Below are 20,660 nucleotides of genomic sequence, written 5' to 3' on the forward strand. Positions count from 1 at the left end.
AAACACCATGATCACCGCCCCTTCGCTGTTCATCTCCCACGGTTCGCCGATGTTCGCGCTGGAACCGGGCCTGCTGGGCCCGAACCTGCGCGCCATCGGCCAGGCGCTGAGCGGCATCACCGCCGTGCTGGTGGTGTCGCCGCACTGGCAGACGCGGGGCGTGCGCATCGGCAGCAGCGCCGCGCCGGAAACGATCCACGACTTCGGCGGCTTCCCCGAGCCGCTGTACCAGTTGCAATACCCCGCGCCGGGCGCGCCCGCGCTGGCGCAGGATGCGGCACGCCTGCTTGCGTCGGCGGGTTTTGAAGTGACCGTCGACGAACGCCGCGGCCTCGACCACGGCGCGTGGGTGCCGATGCGCTATCTGTTCCCCGACGCCGACGTGCCGGTGTTCCAGGTGTCGCTGCCGCAGAGCATCGATGCGGCCGGTGCCCTGCGACTGGGCCAGGCGCTCGCGCCGCTGCGCGAGCGCGGCGTGCTGGTGGTCGGCTCCGGCAGCCTCACCCACAACCTGTACGAATTCCGCCAGCACATCCGCGATCCGGAGTACGCCCGGCAATTCGTCGACTGGGTTCGCGACGCGATAGCCGCGCGCGATGTCGAGGCGCTGCTCGACTACCGGCGTCGTGCGCCGCACGGTGAACGCGCGCACCCGACCGAGGAGCACTACCTGCCGCTGCTGGTCGCCGTGGGCGCAAGCTCCGCGACGGACACGGCACAGCTGGTCGAGGGCGGCATGACCTACGGCGTGCTGTCGATGGATTCGTTCGCGTTCGGTTTGCCCGATGCCGTGCAGTCCGCGCTCGGGAAAGCAGCATGAAGACCTTGTCGCCGTTGTCGAACGATCCGGCCTTTGCGCTGGCCTTCCGCACCTTGCAGCCGCCGCCGGCACAGCCGACGTCGCTGCTGGTGCTGCTGCACGGCGTGGGTGGCAACGAGAGCAACCTCGCCGCGCTCGGCGCCGAGGTCGACAGCCACACGCTGGTGGTGTTGCCGCGCGGGCCGATCACGCTGGGCCCGATGGCGTTCGGCTGGTTCCGCGTGGCCTTCAGCAGCAACGGTCCGCAGATCGTGGCCAGCGAAGCCGATGCCAGCCGTCGCATCCTGATCGACTTCATCGGACAACTGCAGCAGGCCCACGGCATCGACGCGGCGCACACCGTCGTGGCCGGCTTCAGCCAGGGCGGCATCCTCAGCGCCAGCGTGGCTTTGACCGCACCCGAACGCGTCGCTGCATTCGCCGTGCTGGCCGGGCGCATCCTGCCGGAGCTCGAGCCGCTGCTGGCGAGCGCGGACCGTCTGTTCGCCTTGCGTGGCTACATCGCGCATGGCACGCACGACGACAAACTTCCGGTGAGCTGGGCGCAGCGCAGCGATGACTGGTTGACCCGCCTCGGCGTCGCCCACGAGACGAAGCTCCATCCGACCGGCCACGAACTGGATGCGTCGATGCGCGCCGACTTCCTGGCCTGGCTGGCCCGGGACGAGCAGCGCGGAAGCCGATTCGATCCGGCGAATTAATCCCTGGCCGTACGGCCAGGGTCAGTGCAGCGCGGCGCCGAAGCGATCCCCGCGCGGCAGGTAATGCTGTTGCGGGTCCAGCGAGACCAGGACGTGGTGCGCGCGGCCGACGATCTCGCCGCGGGCGAAGAAGCCGAAGTAGCGCGAGTCCATGCTGTTGTCGCGGTCGTCGCCGAGCAGCAGGTACTGGCCGGGCGGCACCCTGGCCGGGCCGAAGTTGCTGAGCGGACTGGGGTGACGGTTGGACAGGCGGATCGCGTGGCGCAGCGCGCCATAGCGTTCGGTTTCGTAATGCGCGGGATCGCTGAGGTCGTCGTGGATGCCCTGATAGCCGCTGGCCGCGTAGCTGGCCGCGCGGCCGTTGATGAAGAGCACGTTGGCGCGCATCGCCACCTCGTCGCCGGGCAGGCCGACCACCCGTTTCACCAGGCGCTCGTGCGCGGCCGGCGAATCCAGCACCACGATGTCGCCGCGTTGCGGATCGGCCAGGTGGTGCAGCGAGACATGGGTCAGCGGCAGGCGCACGTCGTAGGCCAGCTTGTCGACCAGGATGCGGTCGCCGATGCGGATGGTCGGCTGCATCGAGCCGGTCGGCACCACGTTCCAGTCGGCCACCGCGCTGCGGAAAACCACCATGCACAGCATGAAGGTGATGAAGCCCCGGTTACGGGTCAGAAAGCGGACGAGCCTGTGCATGCGGATCTCCGGTCTTGTCATATGGGCAGTGCGATGCGCCGACCGCGCCGGCACCTCATGGTGCCTGACCGCGGCCCGGTGGTGAAGTTTCAGGATCGGGCAGGCCGGTGCCGAAGGTCATAGAATGCACGCGCACGACGGAGAGCACGGCAGCATGTGAGCGACATGATTCATCCATAGACCCATCCTGGATTCCGGGCGCCGCCAGTCAGGCGCGTCGCGTCGGCCATCCTCCTGGTTCATCGCCGCGGGCAGCAGCTGCCCGTGTGCTGTCGTGGAGAATCCCATGTCGGATGCACGCATTCGCGTCGTCAATCTCGTTTTTTCATGGCCTGACGGCACGCCGGTGCTGGACGGTCTTTCGTTCGCGCTGGGGCCGGTTCGCACCGGCCTGGTCGCGCCCAACGGTGCAGGCAAGAGCAGCCTGCTGAAGCTGCTGGCGGGCGAGTTGTCGCCGCGGTCCGGTCAGGTGGCGATCGACGGTGTCGTCGGGTATCTGCCGCAAAGCGTGTCGCTGGATGGCCAGGCCACGGTGGCCGAAGTGCTGGGCATCGCGGCCAGGTTGCAGGCGCTGGATGCGATCGCCGCCGGCCAGGTCGATCCCGTGCACTTCGATGCAGTCGATGGCGACTGGCAGGTGCGCGAGCGCAGCGTGGCGGCACTGGCGCGATTGGGTCTGGTTGACGTTGCGCTGGAGCGCCGGCTTGACACCTTCAGTGGCGGCGAGGCGATGTCGCTGGGCCTGGCGGCGCAACTGATGCGACGCCCGGACGTCCTGCTGCTGGACGAGCCGACCAACAATCTCGACCGCGCTTCGCGCCTGCGGCTGTATGCCGTGCTGCAGGAGTGGAAGGGCTGTCTGCTGGTCGCCAGCCATGATCGGGAATTGCTTGAGCGGATGGATCAGATCGCCGAACTGACGCCGTCCGCATTGCGCCTGTACGGCGGTGGCTTCGCGTTCTATCGCGAAACGCTGGAAACCGAACAGCGCGCCGTCGAACAGCAGGTGCGCAACCTGCGCAGCGAATGGAAGCGGGAGCAGCGCGACATGCAGCAGGCACGCGAACGCGCCGCGCGGCGATCGGGCAATGCCTCGCGCCACCTGGCCGACGCCGGGTTGCCACGGATCGTGGCCGGCAATCGCCGCAGCGCGGCGCAGGCTTCCGCAGCCAGGGTCGACGCGACCCATGCCGCGCGGATGGAACAGGCGGGCTCGCGCCTGCAGGACGCAAGGCACGCATTGAACGATGCGGCGGTGCCGGATTTTTCATTGCCGGCCACGCGGGTGGCCGCCGACCGGTTGCTGTTTTCGGCCGAGGGCCTGCAGGTGGTGCAGGGCGGTCGCGATCTTTTCGGCAGGCACGGCCTGAGCTTCACCATCCACGGTCCGCAACGCATCGCGTTGTGCGGCGCCAACGGCGTGGGCAAGACCACCCTGCTGCGGGTGATCGCCGGCGAGTGCAGGCCGGGCCGTGGCGACGTGCGGCATGGCCCGGGTCGGGTCGCCTACCTGTCGCAGCGGCTGGAGCTGCTCGATCCGGACCGTACGGTCAGCGAGAACCTTGCGCTCGCCGCCCCGGGCATGCCCGCACAGCAACGCGCAAACCTGCTGGCACGGCTGCAGTTCCAGGGCAACCGGATGGACCTGGCCGCCAGCGCGTTGTCCGGCGGCGAGCGCCTGCGTGCGGTGCTGGCCTGCGTGCTGCACGCCACGCCGGCACCGCAGCTGCTGTTGCTGGACGAGCCGACCAACAACCTCGATCTTCCCGGCGTCGACCTGCTGGCGCAGGCGTTGCGCGCGTACGAAGGTGCCCTGGTCGTGGTCAGCCACGATCCGGCCTTCCTGGCCGGGATCGGCATTACCCGGTGGGTCGAACTCGTGGATGGTCGATGGGTGGAAGACCTTCGGCGGTGACACCCCGCCAGCCTGCCCGCCGGTAAATCCGCGACTAGATCCGCGATCGCTCCCTCACCGCCTCGTGGATGCCATGCCCGTGCCCCCGAACGGCCTGCTTGCGACGCGTTGCGGGCCGTTGCGTCTGCTCTGATGCGCGCTCCATCCGGGGAGTGTGGACGCATGATTGCTTGGACACAGACGGTGACCGCCAAGGTGCTCGGGGTCGGGGTGCTGGCGTTGTTGATGACGATACCGCTGATGCAGGTACGCGGGCTGGTGGGCGAGCGGCAGCAATTGCGCACCGATGCGATCAGCCAGATCGCGCAAGGCTGGGGCGGCAAGCAGGTGTTGGGCGGGCCGGTGCTGGTGGTGCCCACCTTGCGCCAGGTGGCGGCGGAAGGTCAGGCGACGCCGCGCTGGCAGGCGGGCAGCGCAAGCATGCTGGCCGACGCGCTGAAGCTGGACGTGGCGATGGCGGTGACCACGCGCAGTTATGGCATCTACACCGCCCCGGTATTCGTCGCCACGGTGAAGCTCGGCGCGCAATTCCGGGCGCAGGACATCGCCGAGTATCGCCATGCCAGCGACGCGCCGTGGCAGGGCGGCAAGGCCGAACTGCGACTGCCGATCGGTGACTTGCGCGGCCTGCAGGAAATTTCCGACCTGCGGGTCAACGGTCAGCCGACCCGTTTCGAATCATCGGCCGATCGCCTTGGGGGATGGCCGAACGTGGTGGTGCCGATCGACCTCGACGTGCTGGGCGACCAGCCGATCGACGTGCAGATCAGCCTGAAGCTGGCCGGCACCGAGGCGCTGCAGATGCTGCCGCTGGCGCGCGTCACCGACGTGACCATGCGCGCGCCGTGGAGCGACCCCAGCTTCATCGGCGCCGCGCTGCCGCTGGAACACGCGATCGATGCCAGCGGCTTCAGCGCCCACTGGCACCTGCTGGACCTCAATCGCAGCTACGGCCAGCACTGGACGGACGGCGACGCCATGACAGCCGCGCTGCAGGCGTCGACCTTCGGCGTGCAGCTGTACCAGCCGGTCGACGTGTACCAGCGCAACGTGCGCGCGGGGAAGTACGGCCTGCTGTTCATCGCGATGACCTTCGTGGCGTTCTTCCTGTTCGAGGTGCTCAAGCGGCTGCGCGTGCACCCGGTGCAATACCTGCTGGTCGGCGCGGCGCTGGCCACGTTCTACGTGGTGTTGCTGGCGTTGTCCGAGCAGATCGGTTTCGGTCTGGCCTACGCACTGGCGGCGGCCGCGGTGGTCGTGCTGGTCGGTGGCTATGCGATGGCGGTGCTGCATGCACGGCGCGCCGGCCTGCTGCTGGGCGGCGTGCTGGGGCTGATCTACGCGATGCTGTACGGGCTGATCGCGGCCGAGCAGTACGCGCTGCTGATCGGCGCCCTGGTGCTGCTGGCGATGGTCGCGCTGATGATGTACCTGACCCGCCGCATCGACTGGTATGCGTACGTACCGACCTCGACCGAGCCGCCAGCGGCTATCATGGGACAATCATGAATCTGCTCGCGATCGAAACCGCCACCGAAGCCTGCTCCGTCGCCCTGATCCACGGCGACGAGCTGATCGCCCGCAGTGAAATCGCACCGCGCCGGCACACCGAACTGGTGTTGCCGATGGCCGACGAGCTGCTGGCCGAAGCCGGCATCGGCCGCCACGCGCTCGACGCGATCGCCGTGGGCCGCGGCCCCGGCGCGTTCACCGGCGTGCGCCTGGGCGTGTCGCTGGCGCAGGGCATGGCACTGGCGCTGGACCTGCCGGTGATCACCGTCTCTTCGCTCGCCGCGCTGGCGCTGGAGGCGCCGGAGGAGGAAGGCACCGCCATCCTCGCGGTGATCGACGCGCGCATGGGCGAAATCTACGCCGCCTGCTACCGCCGCGAAGACAACGGCGGCCTGGTCGCGCTGGATGACGAGCGCATCTGCACCGCCGAGACCCTGGTGTTGCCTGAAGCGGGCGCCTGGCAGGTAGTCGGCAGCGGCTGGGCCACCTACGCCACCGTGCTGAGCCAGCGCCTCACTGGCACCCTGCATTCGGCCGATGGCCATTGCTACCCGCAAGCTGCGCACGTCGCCGAACTGGCCATGCGCGAGTTCGCGGCTGGCCATGCGCAAGCGCCCGAGCTGGCCTTGCCGGTGTATCTGCGCGACAAGGTGGCGTTGACGCTGGTGGAGCAGGGCAAGGCGTAAACGTCGAGACTCATGCCGACCGGTGACGAGGGCGGGGATCAAAGCCGCCCGATCACCAGTTGCACCAGCAGGCTGCTCACCGCCACCGCGATCCACACGCCCAGCCCGAGCAGGATCGGACGCGGGCCGCTGGAGATCATCTTGCGCAGGTTGGCGGACAGGCCGATCGCGGTGAGCGCCACGATGATCAGGAATTCGGCGAGCAGGTGAATGGACGGCTGGATGGCCACGGGGATCAGCCCGGCGGTGCGCAGCGCCGAGGCGACCAGGAACCACAGGATGAACCACGGGAAGATGCTGGCCAGGCTGAAGTGGCCGGCGTTGCCGGCCTCGGCATGCTTGCGCTTCTCGCGGGCGGCGACCACGAAGGCCAGCACCAGGCAGATCGGGATGATCAGGGTGGCGCGGGTCAGCTTGACGATGGTGGCGTAGTCGCCGGCGGCGTGGCTGTAGCTGTAGCCGGCGGCGACCACCGACGAGGTGTCGTTGATCGCGGTGCCGGCCCACAGGCCGAAGCCGAGGTCGGTCAGGTGCATCAGGTGGCCGAGCAGGGGAAACAGCAGCACGGCGACCACGTTGAACAGGAAGATGGTGGAGATCGCAAACGCGGTGTCGTGGTCGTCGGGGCGGATGATCGGCGTCACCGCGGCAATCGCCGAGCCGCCGCAGATCGCGGTGCCCACGCCGATCAGCACCATCAGCTTGTCGTGCACGCCGAGCCAGCGGCCCAGTGCCCAGGCGGAAAGAAAGGCCATCGTCATCGTGACCAGGGTGACCGAGAGCGACTCCAGTCCGGTCTTCGCCACCTGGTCCAGGCTGAGTCCGAAGCCCAGCGCGATGATCGACCACTGCAGCACCTTCTTGCCGGCGAACGCGATGCCCGGCGCGTAACGCGCCCCCAGCGGCAGCGTGTTGCCGACCACGATGCCCAGCACGATGCCGATCACCGGCCCGCCGATCAGCGGTACCCAGCGGCCCAGCAGCCAGGCCAGCAGCGCGATAGTTACCGCCAGCAGCAGGCCGGGCGCGCGTTGCAGCAAGGGGTTGGGAGTGGCGACGGAAACGGGGGCGGACATGGCGGGCTCCTTGATTGGCGCCCATTGTCCGCCCCGCGATCCATAACCAGAACTTGGAATATGTGATTGGTCGTATAAACTCAGCTGATGATCAACATCAGCCCGCGACAGATGGACGTGTTCGTGCAGATCGCGCTGCTCGGCAGCGTGCGTGCCGCCGCCGAACGCCTGCACCTCACCCAGCCGGCGGCCAGCATGGCGCTGGCCGAGATGGAGCGACAGCTGGACGGGCCGGTGTTCGACCGCGAGCGCGGCCGCTTGCACCTCAACGCCCGTGGTCGCGAGCTGTTGCCGCTGGCGCAGGAACTGCTGGAGCGCCACGCCGAGTTCGGTCGCCGCGGCCGCGAGGACGGCGCCGAACTGGGCGGCGAGCTGCGCATCGGCGCCAGCAACACGGTGGGCAATTATCTGGTGGGTGAATTGCTGGGCGGCTTCGTGCGTGCGCATCCACAGGTGGCGATCCGGCTGCGCGTGGCCAACACCGAGACGATCACCGCAGGCATGCTGGAGCACAGCCTGGACATCAGCTGCGTCGAGGGCCCGGTGGCCCATCCGCTGCTGGAAGTGCGGCCCTGGCGCGACGACTCGCTGGTGGTGTGCGCGCCGCCGGAGCATCCGCTGGCGCGCAAGCGGGGTCTGAAGCCGGCGGATTTCGCCGGCGCCCGCTGGGTGCTGCGCGAGCCCGGTTCGGCCACCCGTGCCACCAGCGAGCGGGTGCTGTCACAGCTGCCGCCGGGCGAGACGGTGCTGGAGCTGGACCAGATCGAGGCGATCAAGCAGGCCGTGGTCGCCGGCCTGGGCATCGCCTGCCTGCCTTCGGTGGCGGTGACCGATGCCCTGGCGACCGGACGGCTGAAGGCGCTGAAGACGCCGTTCCTGGATCTGCAACGCCGGCTCTCGCTGCTGCTGCACCGGCAGAAATATCGGGGTGCGTTGCTGGATGCGTTTCTCGACAGCATCGGCTTCCGGCGCGGCGCCTGAAGCCCATGCCGTGTTGCCCGGCCGGAAACCCGCGATGACTCAGGTGGAAGCGCTGGCAGGGAGCGCCGGCTCCTGCGAATGGTCCAGGATTTCGCGCAGCATCGCTTCGGCCTGCTCGTGGGTGTGGGCCCGCAGCAGGCGGGCCAGGTTGCGGCGCAGGCTGGCGTGGTCGAGCGTGGCGAGGCGGTCGCGCACCTGCAGGATCTGCGCCGGGTGCATGCTGAATTCGTTGAGGCCCAGCAACAGCAGCAGCGCGGTGAAGTTCACGTCGCCGGCGATCTCGCCGCACAGGCTGACCGGTTTCTTCGCGCGGCGGCCGGCGCCGAGCACGTGCGAGATCAGTCGCAGCAGCGCCGGCTGCAGCGGGTTGTAGATGTTCTCCAGCGCGTCGTTGCCGCGGTCGGCGGCCAGCACGTACTGGGCCAGGTCGTTGGTGCCGATGGCGAGGAAGTCGGCGTGCTCCAGCAGGGCGCGCACGTTGATCGCCGCCGCAGGGACCTCGATCATCGCGCCCAGCGGCAGTTTCTCGGGCAGGTCGATGTTCTCGCGCTTCAGGTCCTGGCGCGCCAGCTTGAACAGCGTGCGCACCGCGATCAGTTCGTCGGGCTGGGTCACCATCGGCACCAGCACGCGCACCGGACCGTAGCAGGCGGCGCGCAGGATCGCGCGGATCTGCGTGGTGAACACCGCGGGATATCGCAGCGACAGGCGCACGCCGCGCACGCCCAGCGCGGGGTTGTCCTCGCCGCGGAGGCTGAGCCCGGCGGCGTCGGCCTTGTCGGCGCCCAGGTCCAGCGTGCGGATGGTGACGGGCAGGCCGCCCATGCCCATCACCAGGTCGCGGTAGGCGATGAACTGCTCGTCTTCCGAGGGCAGCCCCTTGTGCTTGAGGAACAGGAATTCGGTGCGGTACAGGCCCACGCCATCGGCGCCACGGGCGCGGGCCATGGCCACGTCCGATGGTGTTTCGGCATTGGCCAGCAGGGCGATCTCCACACCGTCGCGGGTGCGGGTGGGCGCGTTGGCCAGCTTGGCCAGGCGTCGTCCCTCGATCGCCGCCTCGCGCTGCCAGGCGCGATAGCGCGACAGGTCCTGTGCGGTCGGATGGACGATCGCCTCGCCGCCTTCGGCGTCGAGCAGGATCAGGTCGTCATCGTGGATGTTGGACAGCGCATCGCGGGCGCCCACCAGCATCGGCAGGCCCAGGCTGCGCGCCAGGATGGCGCTGTGCGAATAGGCGCTGCCGGAACTGGCGACCACGCCGAGCAGGCCGTTGCCGGCCAGCTGCGCCATGTCGCCCGGCGCGATCGAATCGGCCACCAGGATCTCGCCCACGCGGGCGGCCAGCTTGCGTTCTTCCGGACTGGTCTGCCGCTGCAGGGCGGAGATCACCCGGTTGATCACCTGTTCGACGTCTTCCTTGCGGCTGCGCAGGTAGGGATCGTCCATCGCCTCGAACACGGCGGACAGGCGATCGCGCTGCTTCTTCAGCGCGGCACCGGCGCGGTAGTGGCCGATCCGGACCAGGTCGTCGAGCCCCCGCAGCAGTTCGGCGTCGTCCAGCAGCAGGCTGTGCGCGTCGATGAATTCGTTGACCTCGCGGGCCAGCGCGCCGTGCAGCCGGTTGCGCAGTTCGCGCAGTTCCTGCCGCGCCGTGTCGAGCGCGCGGTGCAGGTGTTCCAGTTCGCCCTCGACTTCGTCCTCGCCCAGCGGCCGGTTGTCGACCGCGTAACGACTGGGCTGCACCAGCCGCGCGCGGCCAAGCGCCATGCCGTGGGCGGCGACGGTGCCGGGAAGGAGGTGTCTCACGCTCGGCTCCCTGCGGAGCCGGGAATGGGGAATGGGGAATGGGGCATGGACCGGAGCTGGGCGCGCGCAGGCCGGCGATGCACCGTCAATCTGGTGCAGCCGGCCTTGCCGATTCCCGATTCCCGACTCCCGATTCCCTGCATCACTACGCTCCCTCGTCGAACTTGCGCTCGAACAGCTCGACCACGGCGGCGAGTGCAGGTTCCTCGTCGGGGCCCTCGGCGCGGATGATCAGCGGGCTGCCCAGGCCGGCGGCCAGCATCATCACGCCCATGATGCTCTGGGCGTTGACCTCGCGGCCCTTGCTGACCAGCCACACGGTGGACTTGAAACCCTGCACCAGCTGTACCAGCTTGGCCGAGGCGCGGGCGTGCAGCCCGAGTTTGTTGGAGATGACGACTTCTTGTTCAAGCATGGATGGATTCAGGCATGGTCGATGAAAATTCCCCCGCGGCCACCGCTGGCCGCGATCTCGGCCAGTTCGTCCAGCGGCTTTTCCGCATAGTTGAGTACGCGCAGCAGCATCGGCAGATTGAGTCCGGAAACGCAGCGCAGGCGCACGCCCAGCGCGCCCAGCGACAGCCCGATGTTGCACGGCGTGGCGCCGTACAGGTCGGCAAGGATCAGCACGCCGTCGCCGTGGTCGAGTTCTCGCGCGTGGTGGGCGGTGAGCGTGCGCATCACGTCGGGATCGGCGTTGGGTGGCACCTCCACCGCGTCCACCCGCAAGGGCAGTTTCGGCATCACGTGGTGCGCCGCCGAAATGATCGCGTGACCGACCGCTTCGTGGGTCATCAGCAGCACGCCCACGCTCATGGCTGCTGCTTCCTGAGGATTGCCGAAGTCATGCCGGTTCACTCCAGCTCGCGATGGAAGGCGAGCACGCCTTCACGGCGGTCACGATAATGGGCGGCGAGCTTTTCGACCAGGTACACCGAGCGGTGACGGCCGCCGGTGCAACCGATCGAGATGGTCACGTAGCTGCGGTCGTCCTGTTCGAAGCGGGGTAGCCAGGCGTCCAGCCAGCGCGCGGTGTCGGCGAAGTATTCGCCGACCAGGGGTTCGGCTTCGAGGAATTCGCGCACCGGCGCGTCCTTGCCCGACAGCGGACGCAGGTGGGCCTGCCAGTGCGGATTGGGCAGGCAGCGCGCGTCGAACACGAAATCGGCGTCCAGCGGCAGTCCGCGCTTGAACGCGAACGACTGGAACATCAGGGTCAGCCCTTCGGTGGCCTGGGCGTAGCCGGTGGCCACCAGGCGGCGCAACTGGTGCACGTTGAGTTCGCTGGAGTCGATCACCTTCTCGGCAATCGCCATCAGCGGGCGCAGCAATCGGCGCTCCTCGACGATCGCGTCGGCCAGCGACACGCCGCGGGTGGCCAGCGGATGGCGGCGGCGGGTTTCCGAGTAGCGCTTGATCAGCACCTCGTCGCGGCAGTCAAGGAACACCAGGTGCACCTGCACGCCGGCGGCGGCCAGCTCGGACAGCACGGTCGGCATGTTGGCGAAGTCGGTGCCGCGATTGCGCACGTCCACGCCCACCGCGATGCGCCGGTGCTTGCTGCTGCCATGGATCACCGCGTTGACCAGCTGCGGCAGCAGGGCCGATGGCAGGTTGTCGACGCAGTAGAACTCGAGGTCCTCCATCGCGCGCAGCGCCACTGTCTTGCCACCACCGGACATGCCGGTGAGCACGATCAGGTGGATCTCGCTGGGGTCGACCTGCGGATTGAGCAGGGGAGTGTTTCCGTTCATGCGTTCACCATGGAGGCAGCCGCCGCAACTGGTGCGCCTGGCGGTCAATGAAGGTCTGCGCCGGATCGATGCCCTTGCTCTTCAGCGCATGGCTGCGCACGGCGGCCTCGACCAGCACGGCGAGGTTGCGGCCCGAGGCGACCGGCAGGGTGATCATCGGCACCTGCACGTCGAACACCTCGCGGTGGCCGATGTCGCCGGTCAGACGGGTCAGCGCATCGATGTCCTCGCCGTCGCGCAGCGGCTTCAGGTGGATCACCAGGCGCAGATATTTGGACGTCTTTACCGACATGTGGCCGAACATCTCGCGCACGTTGAGCACGCCCAGCCCGCGCACTTCCAGCAGGTCCTGCAGCAGGTCGGGGCAGGTGCCGTCGATCACGTCCGGCGCGATCAGGGTGAACTCGGTGGCGTCGTCGGCGACCAGCCGGTGACCGCGGCTGATCAGCTCCAGCGCCAGCTCGCTCTTGCCCGAGCCGGCTTCGCCGGTGATCAGCACGCCGATCGAGAAGACTTCCATGAACACGCCATGCAGGGTGATCTTCGCCGCCAGCATGCGCGCCAGGTGGTACTGCAGGTAGGTCAGCAGTTCGTGGCCGCGCTTGGAACTGGTCCACAGCGGCGTACCGGTTTCCTCGGCCACCTCGCGCAGGTCGGCGGGGATCGGCTGATCCTTGGTCACGATCAGCGCCACCGGCTGGTAGGCGGCGATCTTGTGCATCACCTCCCAGCGCTGGCGCGAGTCCAGCCCGTCGAGGAAGTTCAGCTCCTCCGAGCCGATGATCTGCACCTTGTTCGGGTAGATCACGTTGAGATAGCCGATCAGCGACGGCCGCCGCGACTGCGCCACGCCCGGCTCCAGCACGCGCGATTCGCCACGCATGCCCGACACCCAGCGCAAGGCCATGCGTTCGTGGACGCCGTCGAAGAGTTGTCGTGCGCTGATCCGGTCCAAGCTCAGTCCTCTGCGCCGCGTGTCGTTGCCCGGCGGGGCTTCGCGGCGACGCGGCCATTGTGCCAGCTTGGACGGTGGTACGTGTTCAGAAAAGGAAACGGCCCGCGCGAGGCGGGCCGTTCCGGGTAGTGTTCAAGCGACGGGATCAGCCGTACTGGCGCTCCTCGCGCGCTTCGCGTTGGTGCTTGTCGGCGATTTTCTCGCGGTGCTTGCGCAGCTGGGCCACCAGCTTGTCGAACAGCACGTCGATCGAGGCATACATGTCGGCCTCGGTGGCTTCGGCATGCAACGTGGCGCCGACCGCGTTGAGCGTGCCATCGGCGCGCTGCTGGAGCTTGTCTACCGAAAGCACGATCGCCAGGCTCATCAGCTTGTCGTCGAGGCGAGTGAGGCGGTCGAGCTTGGCCGTGGCGTGGTCGCGCAAGGCCGGGGTGACTTCAATCTGCTGGCCGCTGAGTTGGAATTGCATGGGTCGCCTCCTCTGGTGGTGCAGTGCCGCGTTGTCGCGGCGGGGTGGACGCGTCGGGCCACGGGCGCCGACACATCGTCAGTCATTCTGTAACAGGTATGGGAGCGAATTTTCGTTAACCAAGTTCCAGCCGCGACGGAGATGGTTCAGCCCGCGCGCTGGCGCTCGCTGGAGGTGGGGATGCGCAGGCCTTCCCGGTACTTGGCGACGGTGCGGCGGGCAACCTGGATGCCCTTGCGCTTGAGCTCCTCTGCGATGGCGAGGTCGGACAACGGCTTGCGCACGTCTTCGGCGTCGATGAGTTTGCGCAGCATGGCCTGGATGGCGGTGGCCGAGGCGCTGCCGCCGTCCTCGGTGGATACGCCGCTGGAAAAGAAGTATTTCAGCTCGAAGGTGCCGCGCGGGGTGTGCAGGTACTTGCGCGTGGTGACCCGGGAGATGGTCGATTCGTGCATGCCGACTTCCTCGGCCACCTCGCGCAACACCAGCGGGTGCATCGCCTCGGGGCCGTAGTCGAGGAAGGCGCTTTGCCGCCGCACGATCGCGTCGGCCACTTTCAGCAGCGTCTCGGCGCGCGATTCCAGGCTCTTGATCAGCCAGCGCGCCTCCTGCAGCTGGCCGCGCATCCAGCTGGCATCCTCGCCGCGCGCCTTGGCGATCAGCCCGCAGTAATGCTGGTTGAGGCCCAGCCGCGGCTGCGCGTCGGCATTCAGGCTGACCCGCCAGCGGGTGCCGTCGCGCAGGGCGTAGACGTCCGGCGCCACGTATTCCACCGGGGTGGTGTCCAGGGCCGCGCCGGGTCGGGGGTCCAGGCTGCGGATCAGTACGGCCGCCTCGGCCACGTCGTCCTCGCTGGCGCGCAGCCGCCGGGCCAGCCGGGCGATGTCGTTGCGGGCCAGCAGGTCCAGCTCGCTGTCCACGATCTGCAGCGCCAGTTCGCGCTGCGGGGTCGCGGCATCGAACTGTTCCAGTTGCACGCGCAGGCAGTCGCGCAGGTCGAGGCTGGCCACGCCGGTGGGATCGAAGCCCTGCAACTGGCGACGCACGGTCTCGATCTCGATCATGCTGGCATCGAAACCGGCGGGCAGGGCGGCGATGACCGCATCGAGGCCCTCGGCCAGGTAGCCGGCGGGGTTCAGCGCATCGATCAGCACCGTGGCGATCAGGTGCTGGCGCGGGTTGAACGAGGCCAGGTTGAGCTGCCACAGCAGGTGTTGCTGCAGGGTTTCCGGCGCCACGCTCTGCGGCTCGAAGTCGTCGTCGCCACGCGAGCCGGAGCTGCTCCCCGAGCTGCTGGCCGAGAAGTCGATGGGCGCTTCCGCTGCGCCGCCGCCGTCAGCCCATTCGCTGTTTTCGCTTTCGTCGTTGCTGCCGGCCGCGGACACGGCCTCGACGCTGGGGTAGTCGAATTCGGCCTCGCTGACCTCGGGGGCTTCCTCGTCCTCGATCTCCTCGGCGAATTCCAGCAGCGGATTGCTTTCGGCGATCTGCCGCAGCTCGGTCTCCAGCTCCAGTTGCGACAGCTGCAGCAGGCGTATGGCCTGCTGCAATTGCGGCGTCAGCGTCAGCTGCTGGTGGAGGCGAAACTGCAGTGCGGGTTTCATGCCAGCCGGGTCGAAAGATAACGCCACCATCGTACCCCGAGCCCGCGCGGGCGGCCATAGCCCGGGCCAGGCGGACGATGGTGTCGCGACAGCTTGTTCAGAGCCGGAACTCGCGACCCAGGTACACCTCGCGCACCTTGTCGTCGGCCAGGATGTGCGCCGGCGTGCCGCGCGACAGCACTTCGCCCTCGTTGAGGATGTAGGCGCGGTCGCAGATGCCTAGGGTCTCGCGCACGTTGTGGTCGGTGATCAGCACGCCGATGCCGCGTTCCTTGAGGTGGCGCACGATGCGCTGGATCTCGCCCACGGAGATCGGGTCCACGCCGGCGAACGGTTCGTCCAGCAGCATGTAGCGGGGGTTGGCCGCCAGCGCCCGTGCGATTTCCACCCGGCGCCGCTCGCCGCCGGACAGGCTGATGCCCTTCTGTTCGGCGATGTGGGCGATCTTCAGTTCGTCCAGCAGGTTTTCCAGCTCGGTCTCGCGCTGCTGCGCGGTCAGGCCGTCGCGCAGTTCCAGCACCGCCATGATGTTGTCGGACACGCTGAGCCGGCGGAACACCGACGCTTCCTGCGGCAGGTAGCCGATGCCGAGCTTGGCGCGCGCATGCATCGGCAGGCCGGTGATGTCGAGCTTGTCCAGCTTGATGCTGCCCGCGTCGGCCTCGATCAGCCCCACCACCATGTAGAAGCAGGTGGTCTTGCCCGCGCCGTTGGGGCCGAGCAGGCCGACCACTTCGCCCTCGCGGATCGAGAAACCGAATTCGCGCACGACCTGGCGCGACTTGAAACTCTTTTGCAGACCTTCGGCGGAGAGCATCGGTTACGGCTGTCCCTGCGTGGCCGGCTTGGCCGGTGCGCTCGAGGATGCGGCTGGCGCCGTGTCTCCGGCAGGCTTCGCCTTGGGCTTGAAGGTCATGTGGACCAGGCCGTCGCCGTTGCTTTCGCCGGTCATCTGGCTGGTCTCGGTGTTGTAGGTGAGCTTGTCGCCGTGGGCGTCGCCACGCCCCTTCTGGGTGATCGAGGCGTTGCCGCTGAGTACGGCAATGCCCTTGAGGTTGTCGTAGTCGAGCGTGGCGGCGTCGCCCAGCACCAGGTTGTTGTTCTCGTCCAGCTGTTCGAGATGGGCCGGGCTGCCGGTGATCACCACGCGGCTGATCTGGCTGTCGCCGTCGAAATACACCTTGGCCTGCGCCCCGGTGGCTTTCAGGGTGCCCTGGGTGATCACCACGCTGCCGCTCAGCGTGCTGACGCTGTTGGGCTTCTGGAAACCGTCGAAATGCTTCGCGCCCACGTGCATTTCCTGCTGGCGGTCGCTCTTCTTGGCCAGGGCGGGCTGGGCCGCCAGCAGGCCAAGGGCGGCAATGCCGAGCGCGAACCTAGCGCTTGCGCGGCGGGAAGGTGGCATGAACGTCATCGAGCAGCTCCAGGTGTTTGTCATTCAGGTCGGCGCGCATGCCGATACCGCTGATTCTAGTGCCGCCCTGCACCATTCGGGCGGCTGCGGCGGTTTCCAGCCGATTCTGTTTCGGCCAGGCAGTGATGTCGGCGGTCCGGATCTGCGCGGCGGGCGCATCGCGGAAGGCCGCCCGGTGCATGTCCACCGGGCCTTGCAGTTTCAGTTCGGTGCCGCTCTTGTTGACCCAGCCATACAGCGACTTGCCTTGCCAGTCGGGTACGCCGGCCTGGTTTGCCGGCAGCTGGAAGGTGGGTGAATTCAGGTACAGCGAATCGTCGCCCTCGCGGCGTTCCAGGTGCGGCGACTGCAAGTGGAAACTGGGCTGCCCCTCGGCGTTGAATTCCGTCATGCGGGCGTCGGTCAGGGTGTAGCCCGAGCGGGGAGGACCCACGAAGTCGTTGGTCCTGGGCGCCGGTCCGAACCACCACAGCAGGATCTGCGCGACGCCGGCGGCCAGCGCGATGGCGATGGTCGCGGCCGGCAGGCGCCGGTCGCGCAGCCACAGGCGCAGGCTCACTGCCAGCGCTCCCGCTCGGCGTCGCTCTTGCCCTGGGCGTGCAGGATCAGGTCGCAGGCCTCGCGCGCCGCACCCATGCCGCCGCTGCGGGTGGTCTGCCAGTGTGCCGCCTCGGCCACCCAGGGGTGGGCGTTGGCCACCGCCACGGCCAGCCCGGCGATGCGCATCGGCGGCAGGTCGGGCAGGTCGTCGCCGACGAAGGCGGCCTGTCCGGGCATCAGCTGCAGGGCGTCGAGCAATTGCTGCAGGCAGCCGCGCTTGTCGCCCTGGCCCTGGTAGACGTGGCTGATGCCCAGCTCCTCGGCGCGCAGCGCCACCGGGTGGCTGATGCGTGCCGTGATGATGGCCACCTGCACGCCGTTCGCCTGCAGCCGTTTCAGGCCCAGGCCGTCATGCACGTGGAAGACCTTGGTTTCGCGGCCGTCCTCGCCGTACCACAGGCGACCGTCGGTCAGCGTGCCGTCCACGTCGAACACGGCCAGGCGGATGTTCGCGGCGCGGGTGAGCAGGTCAGGGGGGATATTGGCGAGGTAAGAGGAAGTAGGCACGGCTTCGGGTGCGTGGTGGGAAAGGGTCAAGAGCGGGGTTGCCTGATTTTTCTGATTTGTCGAGACAAATCAGAGTCGGGATCAAACCACACGCGCCCGCAGCAGATCATGAATGTTCAGCGCGCCGACCACGCGCTGTTCGTCGTCGACCACCAGCAGGGCGTGGATCTGGTACTTCTCCATCAGCTGCGCCGCCTCGGCCGCCAGCTTGTCGGCGCCGATGGTTTTCGGGCCGCGGGTCATCAGCTCGGCCACGGTGGCTCCGCGCAGGTCCACGCCTTCGTCGTCCAGCGCGCGGCGCAGGTCGCCGTCGGTGAACACGCCCAGCAGGCGCTGATCGGCGTCGACCACGGCGGTCATGCCCAGGTGCTTGCGGGTCATCTCGACCAGCGCGGCGGTGATGCCGGCGTCCGGCGAAACCCTTGGCACGTCGTCGCCGGTATGCATCACGTCGCTGATGTGCAGCAGCAGGCGGCGGCCCAGCGCTCCGGCCGGGTGCGAGCGGGCGAAGTCGTCCGAGGTGAAGCCGCGCGCTTCGAGCAGGGCGATCGCCAGTGCATCACCCCACACCAGCGCCACCGTGGTGCTGGTGGTCGGCGCCAGGCCCAGCGGACAGGCTTCGCTGGAGATGCTGCCGTCCAGGTGCACGTCGGCCTGGGTCGCCAGCGAGGAGGTGGGGCGTCCGGTGATCGCGATCAGCGGGATGCCCTGGCGCTTGATCACCGGCAGGATCAGCAGCAGTTCGTCGGTCTCGCCGGAATAGGACAGCGCCAGCACCACGTCCTGCGGCAGGATCATGCCGAGGTCGCCATGGCTTGCCTCGCCCGGATGCACGAAGAATGCCGGGGTGCCGGTGGAGGCCAGGGTGGCGGCGACCTTGCGCCCGATATGGCCTGACTTGCCCATGCCGCTGACCACGACGCGACCCTTGCAGCCCAGGATCAGCCGGCAGGCCTCGACGAACTCCGGCCCGATCCGCGATTCCAGGGCCAGCGCGGCGGCCGCCTCGGTGGCAACCACCGTGCGCGCGCTGCGGGTGACCAGGTCGGCATCCAGCGAGGTCGGGAGGGGTGGGGCGGTGCGTGCGTTCATGGGGGCTCAGGCAAGGGTGGCGGGGACACGGAGGGCGATGGGAAGCGGGCCGGTTCCGCCTGCCGCCGAACCCTCGTCATTTCTGCGCCAGCGTATTTCCATTACCATGGCATCTTCCCATTTTAACGTCATAAGCCAGCACAAAGGATTCCGGTCCAGCGGGAATCCGCCTTCCGGCTGGCCCGACCACCTCATGGAACACTACCCGATGGACTCCAGCCGCATCCAGGCGATGATCGAACAGGGCCTGCCCGGTGCGAAGGCGGAGGTCAGCGGCGCCGATGGCGTGCATTTCGAGGCCACCGTGGTGGCCAGCCAGTTCGGCGGCAAGCTGCCGCTGGCCCGGCATCGGCTGGTGTACGCCACGCTGGGCGAGCTGATGGGCGGTGCGATCCACGCGCTGGCGCTAAAGACACTGACTCCGGAAGAAGCCGGGAACAGGGAATAGGGAACGGGGAATGGTCAAAAGCCATTCCGTCCAGTTCCGCGCCCGACCTCGGCTCCTCCGATTTCCCATTCCCGATTCTCCATTCCCGATTCCCTGCACCCATGGCCAAAATCCTGATCAGCGGCGGCACGCCACTCAACGGCGAGGTTGCCATTTCCGGCGCCAAGAACGCCGTGCTGCCCATCCTCGCCGCGTGCCTGCTGGCCGACGAGCCGGTGAGCATCGGCAACGTGCCGCACCTGCATGACGTCACCACCTTCATCGAACTGCTCGGCCAGATGGGCGTGCGACTGGTGCTCGATGACCGCATGAAGATGCACGTCGACCCGCGCACCACCAGCACCTGCGTGGCGCCCTACGACCTGGTGCGCACGATGCGCGCCTCGATCCTGGTGCTGGGGCCGCTGGTGGCGCGCTTCGGCCAGGCCGAAGTCTCGCTGCCCGGCGGCTGCGCGATCGGCTCGCGTCCGGTCGACCAGCACATCCGCGGCCTGCAGGCGCTGGGCGCCGAGATCACGGTGGAAAACGGCTACATCAAGGCCAAGGCGTCGCGCTTGAAGGGTGCGCGAGTGGTGATGGACATGGTCACCGTCACCGGCACCGAGAACATCATGATGGCTGCCACGCTGGCGCAGGGCACCACGGTGATCGAGAACGCGGCGCAGGAGCCGGAAGTGGTGGACCTGGCGCACTGCCTGATCGCGATGGGCGCGCAGATCGAGGGCGTGGGCACCTCGACCATGGTGATCCATGGCGTCGAACGACTGCACGGCGCCCAGCACGACGTGCTGCCCGACCGCATCGAAACCGGCACTTACCTGGTCGGCGCGGCGATGACCGGCGGCAAGGTGCGTGCCCGCCATGCCCGGGCGAGCTCGCTGGAGGCCGTGCTGGCCAAGCTGGAAGAGACCGGGGCGCACATCTCCACCGGCGACGACTGGATCGAGCTGGACATGGGCGGTCGTCGGCCAAAGGCGGTCAACATCAGCACCGCGCCATACCCCGCGTTCCCCACCGACATGCAGGCGCAGTTCACCGCGCTCAACTGCGTGGCCGAAGGCACCGGCGTGGTGACCGAGACGGTGTTCGAGAACCGTTTCATGCATGCGCAGGAATTGCAGAGGCTGGGTGCGAACATCCAGCTCGAAGGCAACACCGCCGTGATCCAGGGCGTGTCCCGGATGAGCGGCGCGCCGATCATGGCCACCGACCTGCGCGCCTCGGCCTGCCTGGTGCTGGCCGGCCTGGTGGCCAAGGGCGACACCACCGTCGACCGCGTCTACCACATCGATCGCGGCTACGAGAACATCGAGGAGAAGCTCGGCGTGCTTGGCGCGAAGATCCGGCGTCTGCCGAACTGAGGTTTGCTCCCTCCCCTGCGCAGCAGGGGAGGGCCGGGGTGGGGTGCTCTTGATCTTCGGCAAGGGGCTGGGCTACCTGCTCCTTGCGCCCGTCTTCTGCGAGGGGCTGGGCTTGCCCGCTGGTTTCGCCCGTTTTCCGCGAGGGCTTGGACTACCCCCGCTGGTTCCGCCGATTCCGCGAGGGGCTGGGCTGCCCCCGCGGGTTCCGCTCATTTTCCGCGAGGGCCTGAGCTACCCCCTCCCTTCCTCCCCCTGCGAGC

The 20,660-nt window shown here is 68.2% G+C and carries 22 protein-coding genes; 8 read left to right on the forward strand and 14 right to left on the reverse strand.

The features are described 5' to 3' along the window. Positions 1–7 precede the first annotated feature (7 nt). Together UU7_RS04255 and UU7_RS04260 are read left to right on the forward strand one after the other, a co-directional pair. Complete coding sequence (locus tag UU7_RS04255) at positions 8–820, forward strand: dioxygenase family protein (protein ID WP_007805681.1); 813 nt, start codon at positions 8–10, stop codon at positions 818–820. Further along, positions 817–1,521 carry an alpha/beta hydrolase gene (locus tag UU7_RS04260; RefSeq protein ID WP_007805682.1) on the forward strand — a complete coding sequence of 235 codons (705 nt, stop codon included), beginning with the start codon at positions 817–819 and terminating at the stop codon, positions 1,519–1,521. The genes UU7_RS04255 and UU7_RS04260 overlap by 4 nt, the downstream gene beginning before the upstream one ends. 21 nt (positions 1,522–1,542) lie before the next feature. On the opposite strand, the gene lepB is transcribed toward UU7_RS04260, so the two are convergent. Beyond that, entirely contained in the window at positions 1,543–2,217 is a 675-nt protein-coding gene (gene lepB, locus UU7_RS04265; RefSeq protein WP_007805683.1) for a signal peptidase I, read from the reverse strand. Positions 2,218–2,503: 286 nt separating this feature from the next. Between lepB and UU7_RS04270 the strand changes: the two genes are divergently transcribed. The 3 genes from UU7_RS04270 to tsaB all read left to right on the forward strand — a co-directional run bounded on the left by UU7_RS04270 (position 2,504) and on the right by tsaB (position 6,330). Further along, positions 2,504–4,132 (forward strand): ABC-F family ATP-binding cassette domain-containing protein, encoded by a 1,629-nt coding sequence (locus UU7_RS04270; RefSeq protein WP_007805684.1) that lies wholly within the window; start codon positions 2,504–2,506, stop codon positions 4,130–4,132. 162 nt (positions 4,133–4,294) lie between these two features. Then, positions 4,295–5,641 (forward strand): cell envelope integrity protein CreD, encoded by a 1,347-nt coding sequence (gene creD / locus UU7_RS04275; RefSeq protein ID WP_007805685.1) that lies wholly within the window; start codon positions 4,295–4,297, stop codon positions 5,639–5,641. Next, complete coding sequence (tsaB, locus tag UU7_RS04280; RefSeq protein ID WP_007805687.1) at positions 5,638–6,330, forward strand: tRNA (adenosine(37)-N6)-threonylcarbamoyltransferase complex dimerization subunit type 1 TsaB; 693 nt, start codon at positions 5,638–5,640, stop codon at positions 6,328–6,330. The genes creD and tsaB overlap by 4 nt, the downstream gene beginning before the upstream one ends. A gap of 38 nt (positions 6,331–6,368) precedes the next feature. Here the strand turns inward: tsaB and UU7_RS04285 are convergent, their stop codons facing one another. After that, positions 6,369–7,406 (reverse strand): YeiH family protein, encoded by a 1,038-nt coding sequence (locus tag UU7_RS04285; RefSeq protein WP_007805689.1) that lies wholly within the window; start codon positions 7,404–7,406, stop codon positions 6,369–6,371. A gap of 87 nt (positions 7,407–7,493) precedes the next feature. Between UU7_RS04285 and UU7_RS04290 the strand changes: the two genes are divergently transcribed. Beyond that, positions 7,494–8,387: a LysR family transcriptional regulator gene (locus tag UU7_RS04290; protein WP_007805697.1), complete on the forward strand. Its 894-nt coding sequence runs from the start codon at positions 7,494–7,496 to the stop codon at positions 8,385–8,387. Between the two features lie 39 nt (positions 8,388–8,426). Here the strand turns inward: UU7_RS04290 and ptsP are convergent, their stop codons facing one another. The 12 genes from ptsP to UU7_RS04350 all read right to left on the reverse strand — a co-directional run bounded on the left by ptsP (position 8,427) and on the right by UU7_RS04350 (position 18,591). Next, a complete protein-coding gene (gene ptsP / locus UU7_RS04295; RefSeq protein WP_040672823.1) occupies positions 8,427–10,196 on the reverse strand; it encodes a phosphoenolpyruvate--protein phosphotransferase in 1,770 nt (589 codons plus the stop codon). A 145-nt stretch (positions 10,197–10,341) separates the two neighbouring features. Then, positions 10,342–10,611 (reverse strand): HPr family phosphocarrier protein, encoded by a 270-nt coding sequence (locus tag UU7_RS04300; RefSeq protein ID WP_007805703.1) that lies wholly within the window; start codon positions 10,609–10,611, stop codon positions 10,342–10,344. Positions 10,612–10,619: 8 nt separating this feature from the next. After that, positions 10,620–11,012, reverse strand: coding sequence for a PTS sugar transporter subunit IIA (locus UU7_RS04305; protein WP_007805705.1), 393 nt, complete (start codon positions 11,010–11,012; stop codon positions 10,620–10,622). A gap of 38 nt (positions 11,013–11,050) precedes the next feature. Then, on the reverse strand, positions 11,051–11,950 hold the full coding sequence (rapZ, locus tag UU7_RS04310; protein ID WP_007805710.1) for an RNase adapter RapZ: 900 nt from the start codon (positions 11,948–11,950) through the stop codon (positions 11,051–11,053). 4 nt (positions 11,951–11,954) lie between these two features. Continuing rightward, positions 11,955–12,905 carry an HPr(Ser) kinase/phosphatase gene (hprK, locus tag UU7_RS04315; protein WP_007805711.1) on the reverse strand — a complete coding sequence of 317 codons (951 nt, stop codon included), beginning with the start codon at positions 12,903–12,905 and terminating at the stop codon, positions 11,955–11,957. A gap of 145 nt (positions 12,906–13,050) precedes the next feature. After that, positions 13,051–13,374: a ribosome hibernation-promoting factor, HPF/YfiA family gene (gene hpf / locus UU7_RS04320; protein ID WP_007805712.1), complete on the reverse strand. Its 324-nt coding sequence runs from the start codon at positions 13,372–13,374 to the stop codon at positions 13,051–13,053. 146 nt (positions 13,375–13,520) lie between these two features. Continuing rightward, positions 13,521–14,978 carry an RNA polymerase factor sigma-54 gene (locus UU7_RS04325; RefSeq protein ID WP_007805713.1) on the reverse strand — a complete coding sequence of 486 codons (1,458 nt, stop codon included), beginning with the start codon at positions 14,976–14,978 and terminating at the stop codon, positions 13,521–13,523. 97 nt (positions 14,979–15,075) lie between these two features. Continuing rightward, positions 15,076–15,795 (reverse strand): LPS export ABC transporter ATP-binding protein, encoded by a 720-nt coding sequence (gene lptB / locus UU7_RS04330; protein ID WP_007805714.1) that lies wholly within the window; start codon positions 15,793–15,795, stop codon positions 15,076–15,078. A 3-nt stretch (positions 15,796–15,798) separates the two neighbouring features. Beyond that, a complete protein-coding gene (gene lptA, locus UU7_RS04335; RefSeq protein ID WP_007805715.1) occupies positions 15,799–16,392 on the reverse strand; it encodes a lipopolysaccharide transport periplasmic protein LptA in 594 nt (197 codons plus the stop codon). After that, a complete protein-coding gene (lptC, locus tag UU7_RS04340) occupies positions 16,355–16,951 on the reverse strand; it encodes an LPS export ABC transporter periplasmic protein LptC (RefSeq protein WP_007805716.1) in 597 nt (198 codons plus the stop codon). Before lptC ends, lptA begins: the two co-directional genes overlap by 38 nt. After that, positions 16,948–17,499, reverse strand: coding sequence for a KdsC family phosphatase (locus tag UU7_RS04345; protein WP_040672825.1), 552 nt, complete (start codon positions 17,497–17,499; stop codon positions 16,948–16,950). The genes lptC and UU7_RS04345 overlap by 4 nt, the downstream gene beginning before the upstream one ends. Positions 17,500–17,580: 81 nt before the next feature. Beyond that, positions 17,581–18,591, reverse strand: a complete 1,011-nt coding sequence (locus UU7_RS04350; RefSeq protein WP_007805719.1) for a KpsF/GutQ family sugar-phosphate isomerase — start codon at positions 18,589–18,591, stop codon at positions 17,581–17,583. Positions 18,592–18,799: 208 nt separating this feature from the next. On the opposite strand from UU7_RS04350, the gene UU7_RS04355 reads away from it, so the two are divergent. Together UU7_RS04355 and murA are read left to right on the forward strand one after the other, a co-directional pair. Next, the gene (locus tag UU7_RS04355; RefSeq protein WP_007805721.1) at positions 18,800–19,039 is read left to right on the forward strand and encodes a BolA family protein; all 240 of its coding nucleotides are present in this window, start codon (positions 18,800–18,802) and stop codon (positions 19,037–19,039) included. 101 nt (positions 19,040–19,140) lie between these two features. Beyond that, on the forward strand, positions 19,141–20,400 hold the full coding sequence (murA, locus tag UU7_RS04360; RefSeq protein ID WP_007805722.1) for a UDP-N-acetylglucosamine 1-carboxyvinyltransferase: 1,260 nt from the start codon (positions 19,141–19,143) through the stop codon (positions 20,398–20,400). The last annotated feature ends 260 nt before the right edge of the window (positions 20,401–20,660 follow it).

Origin of the sequence: Rhodanobacter spathiphylli B39 (assembly GCF_000264295.1) — a bacterium.
Lineage (GTDB): Bacteria > Pseudomonadota > Gammaproteobacteria > Xanthomonadales > Rhodanobacteraceae > Rhodanobacter > Rhodanobacter spathiphylli.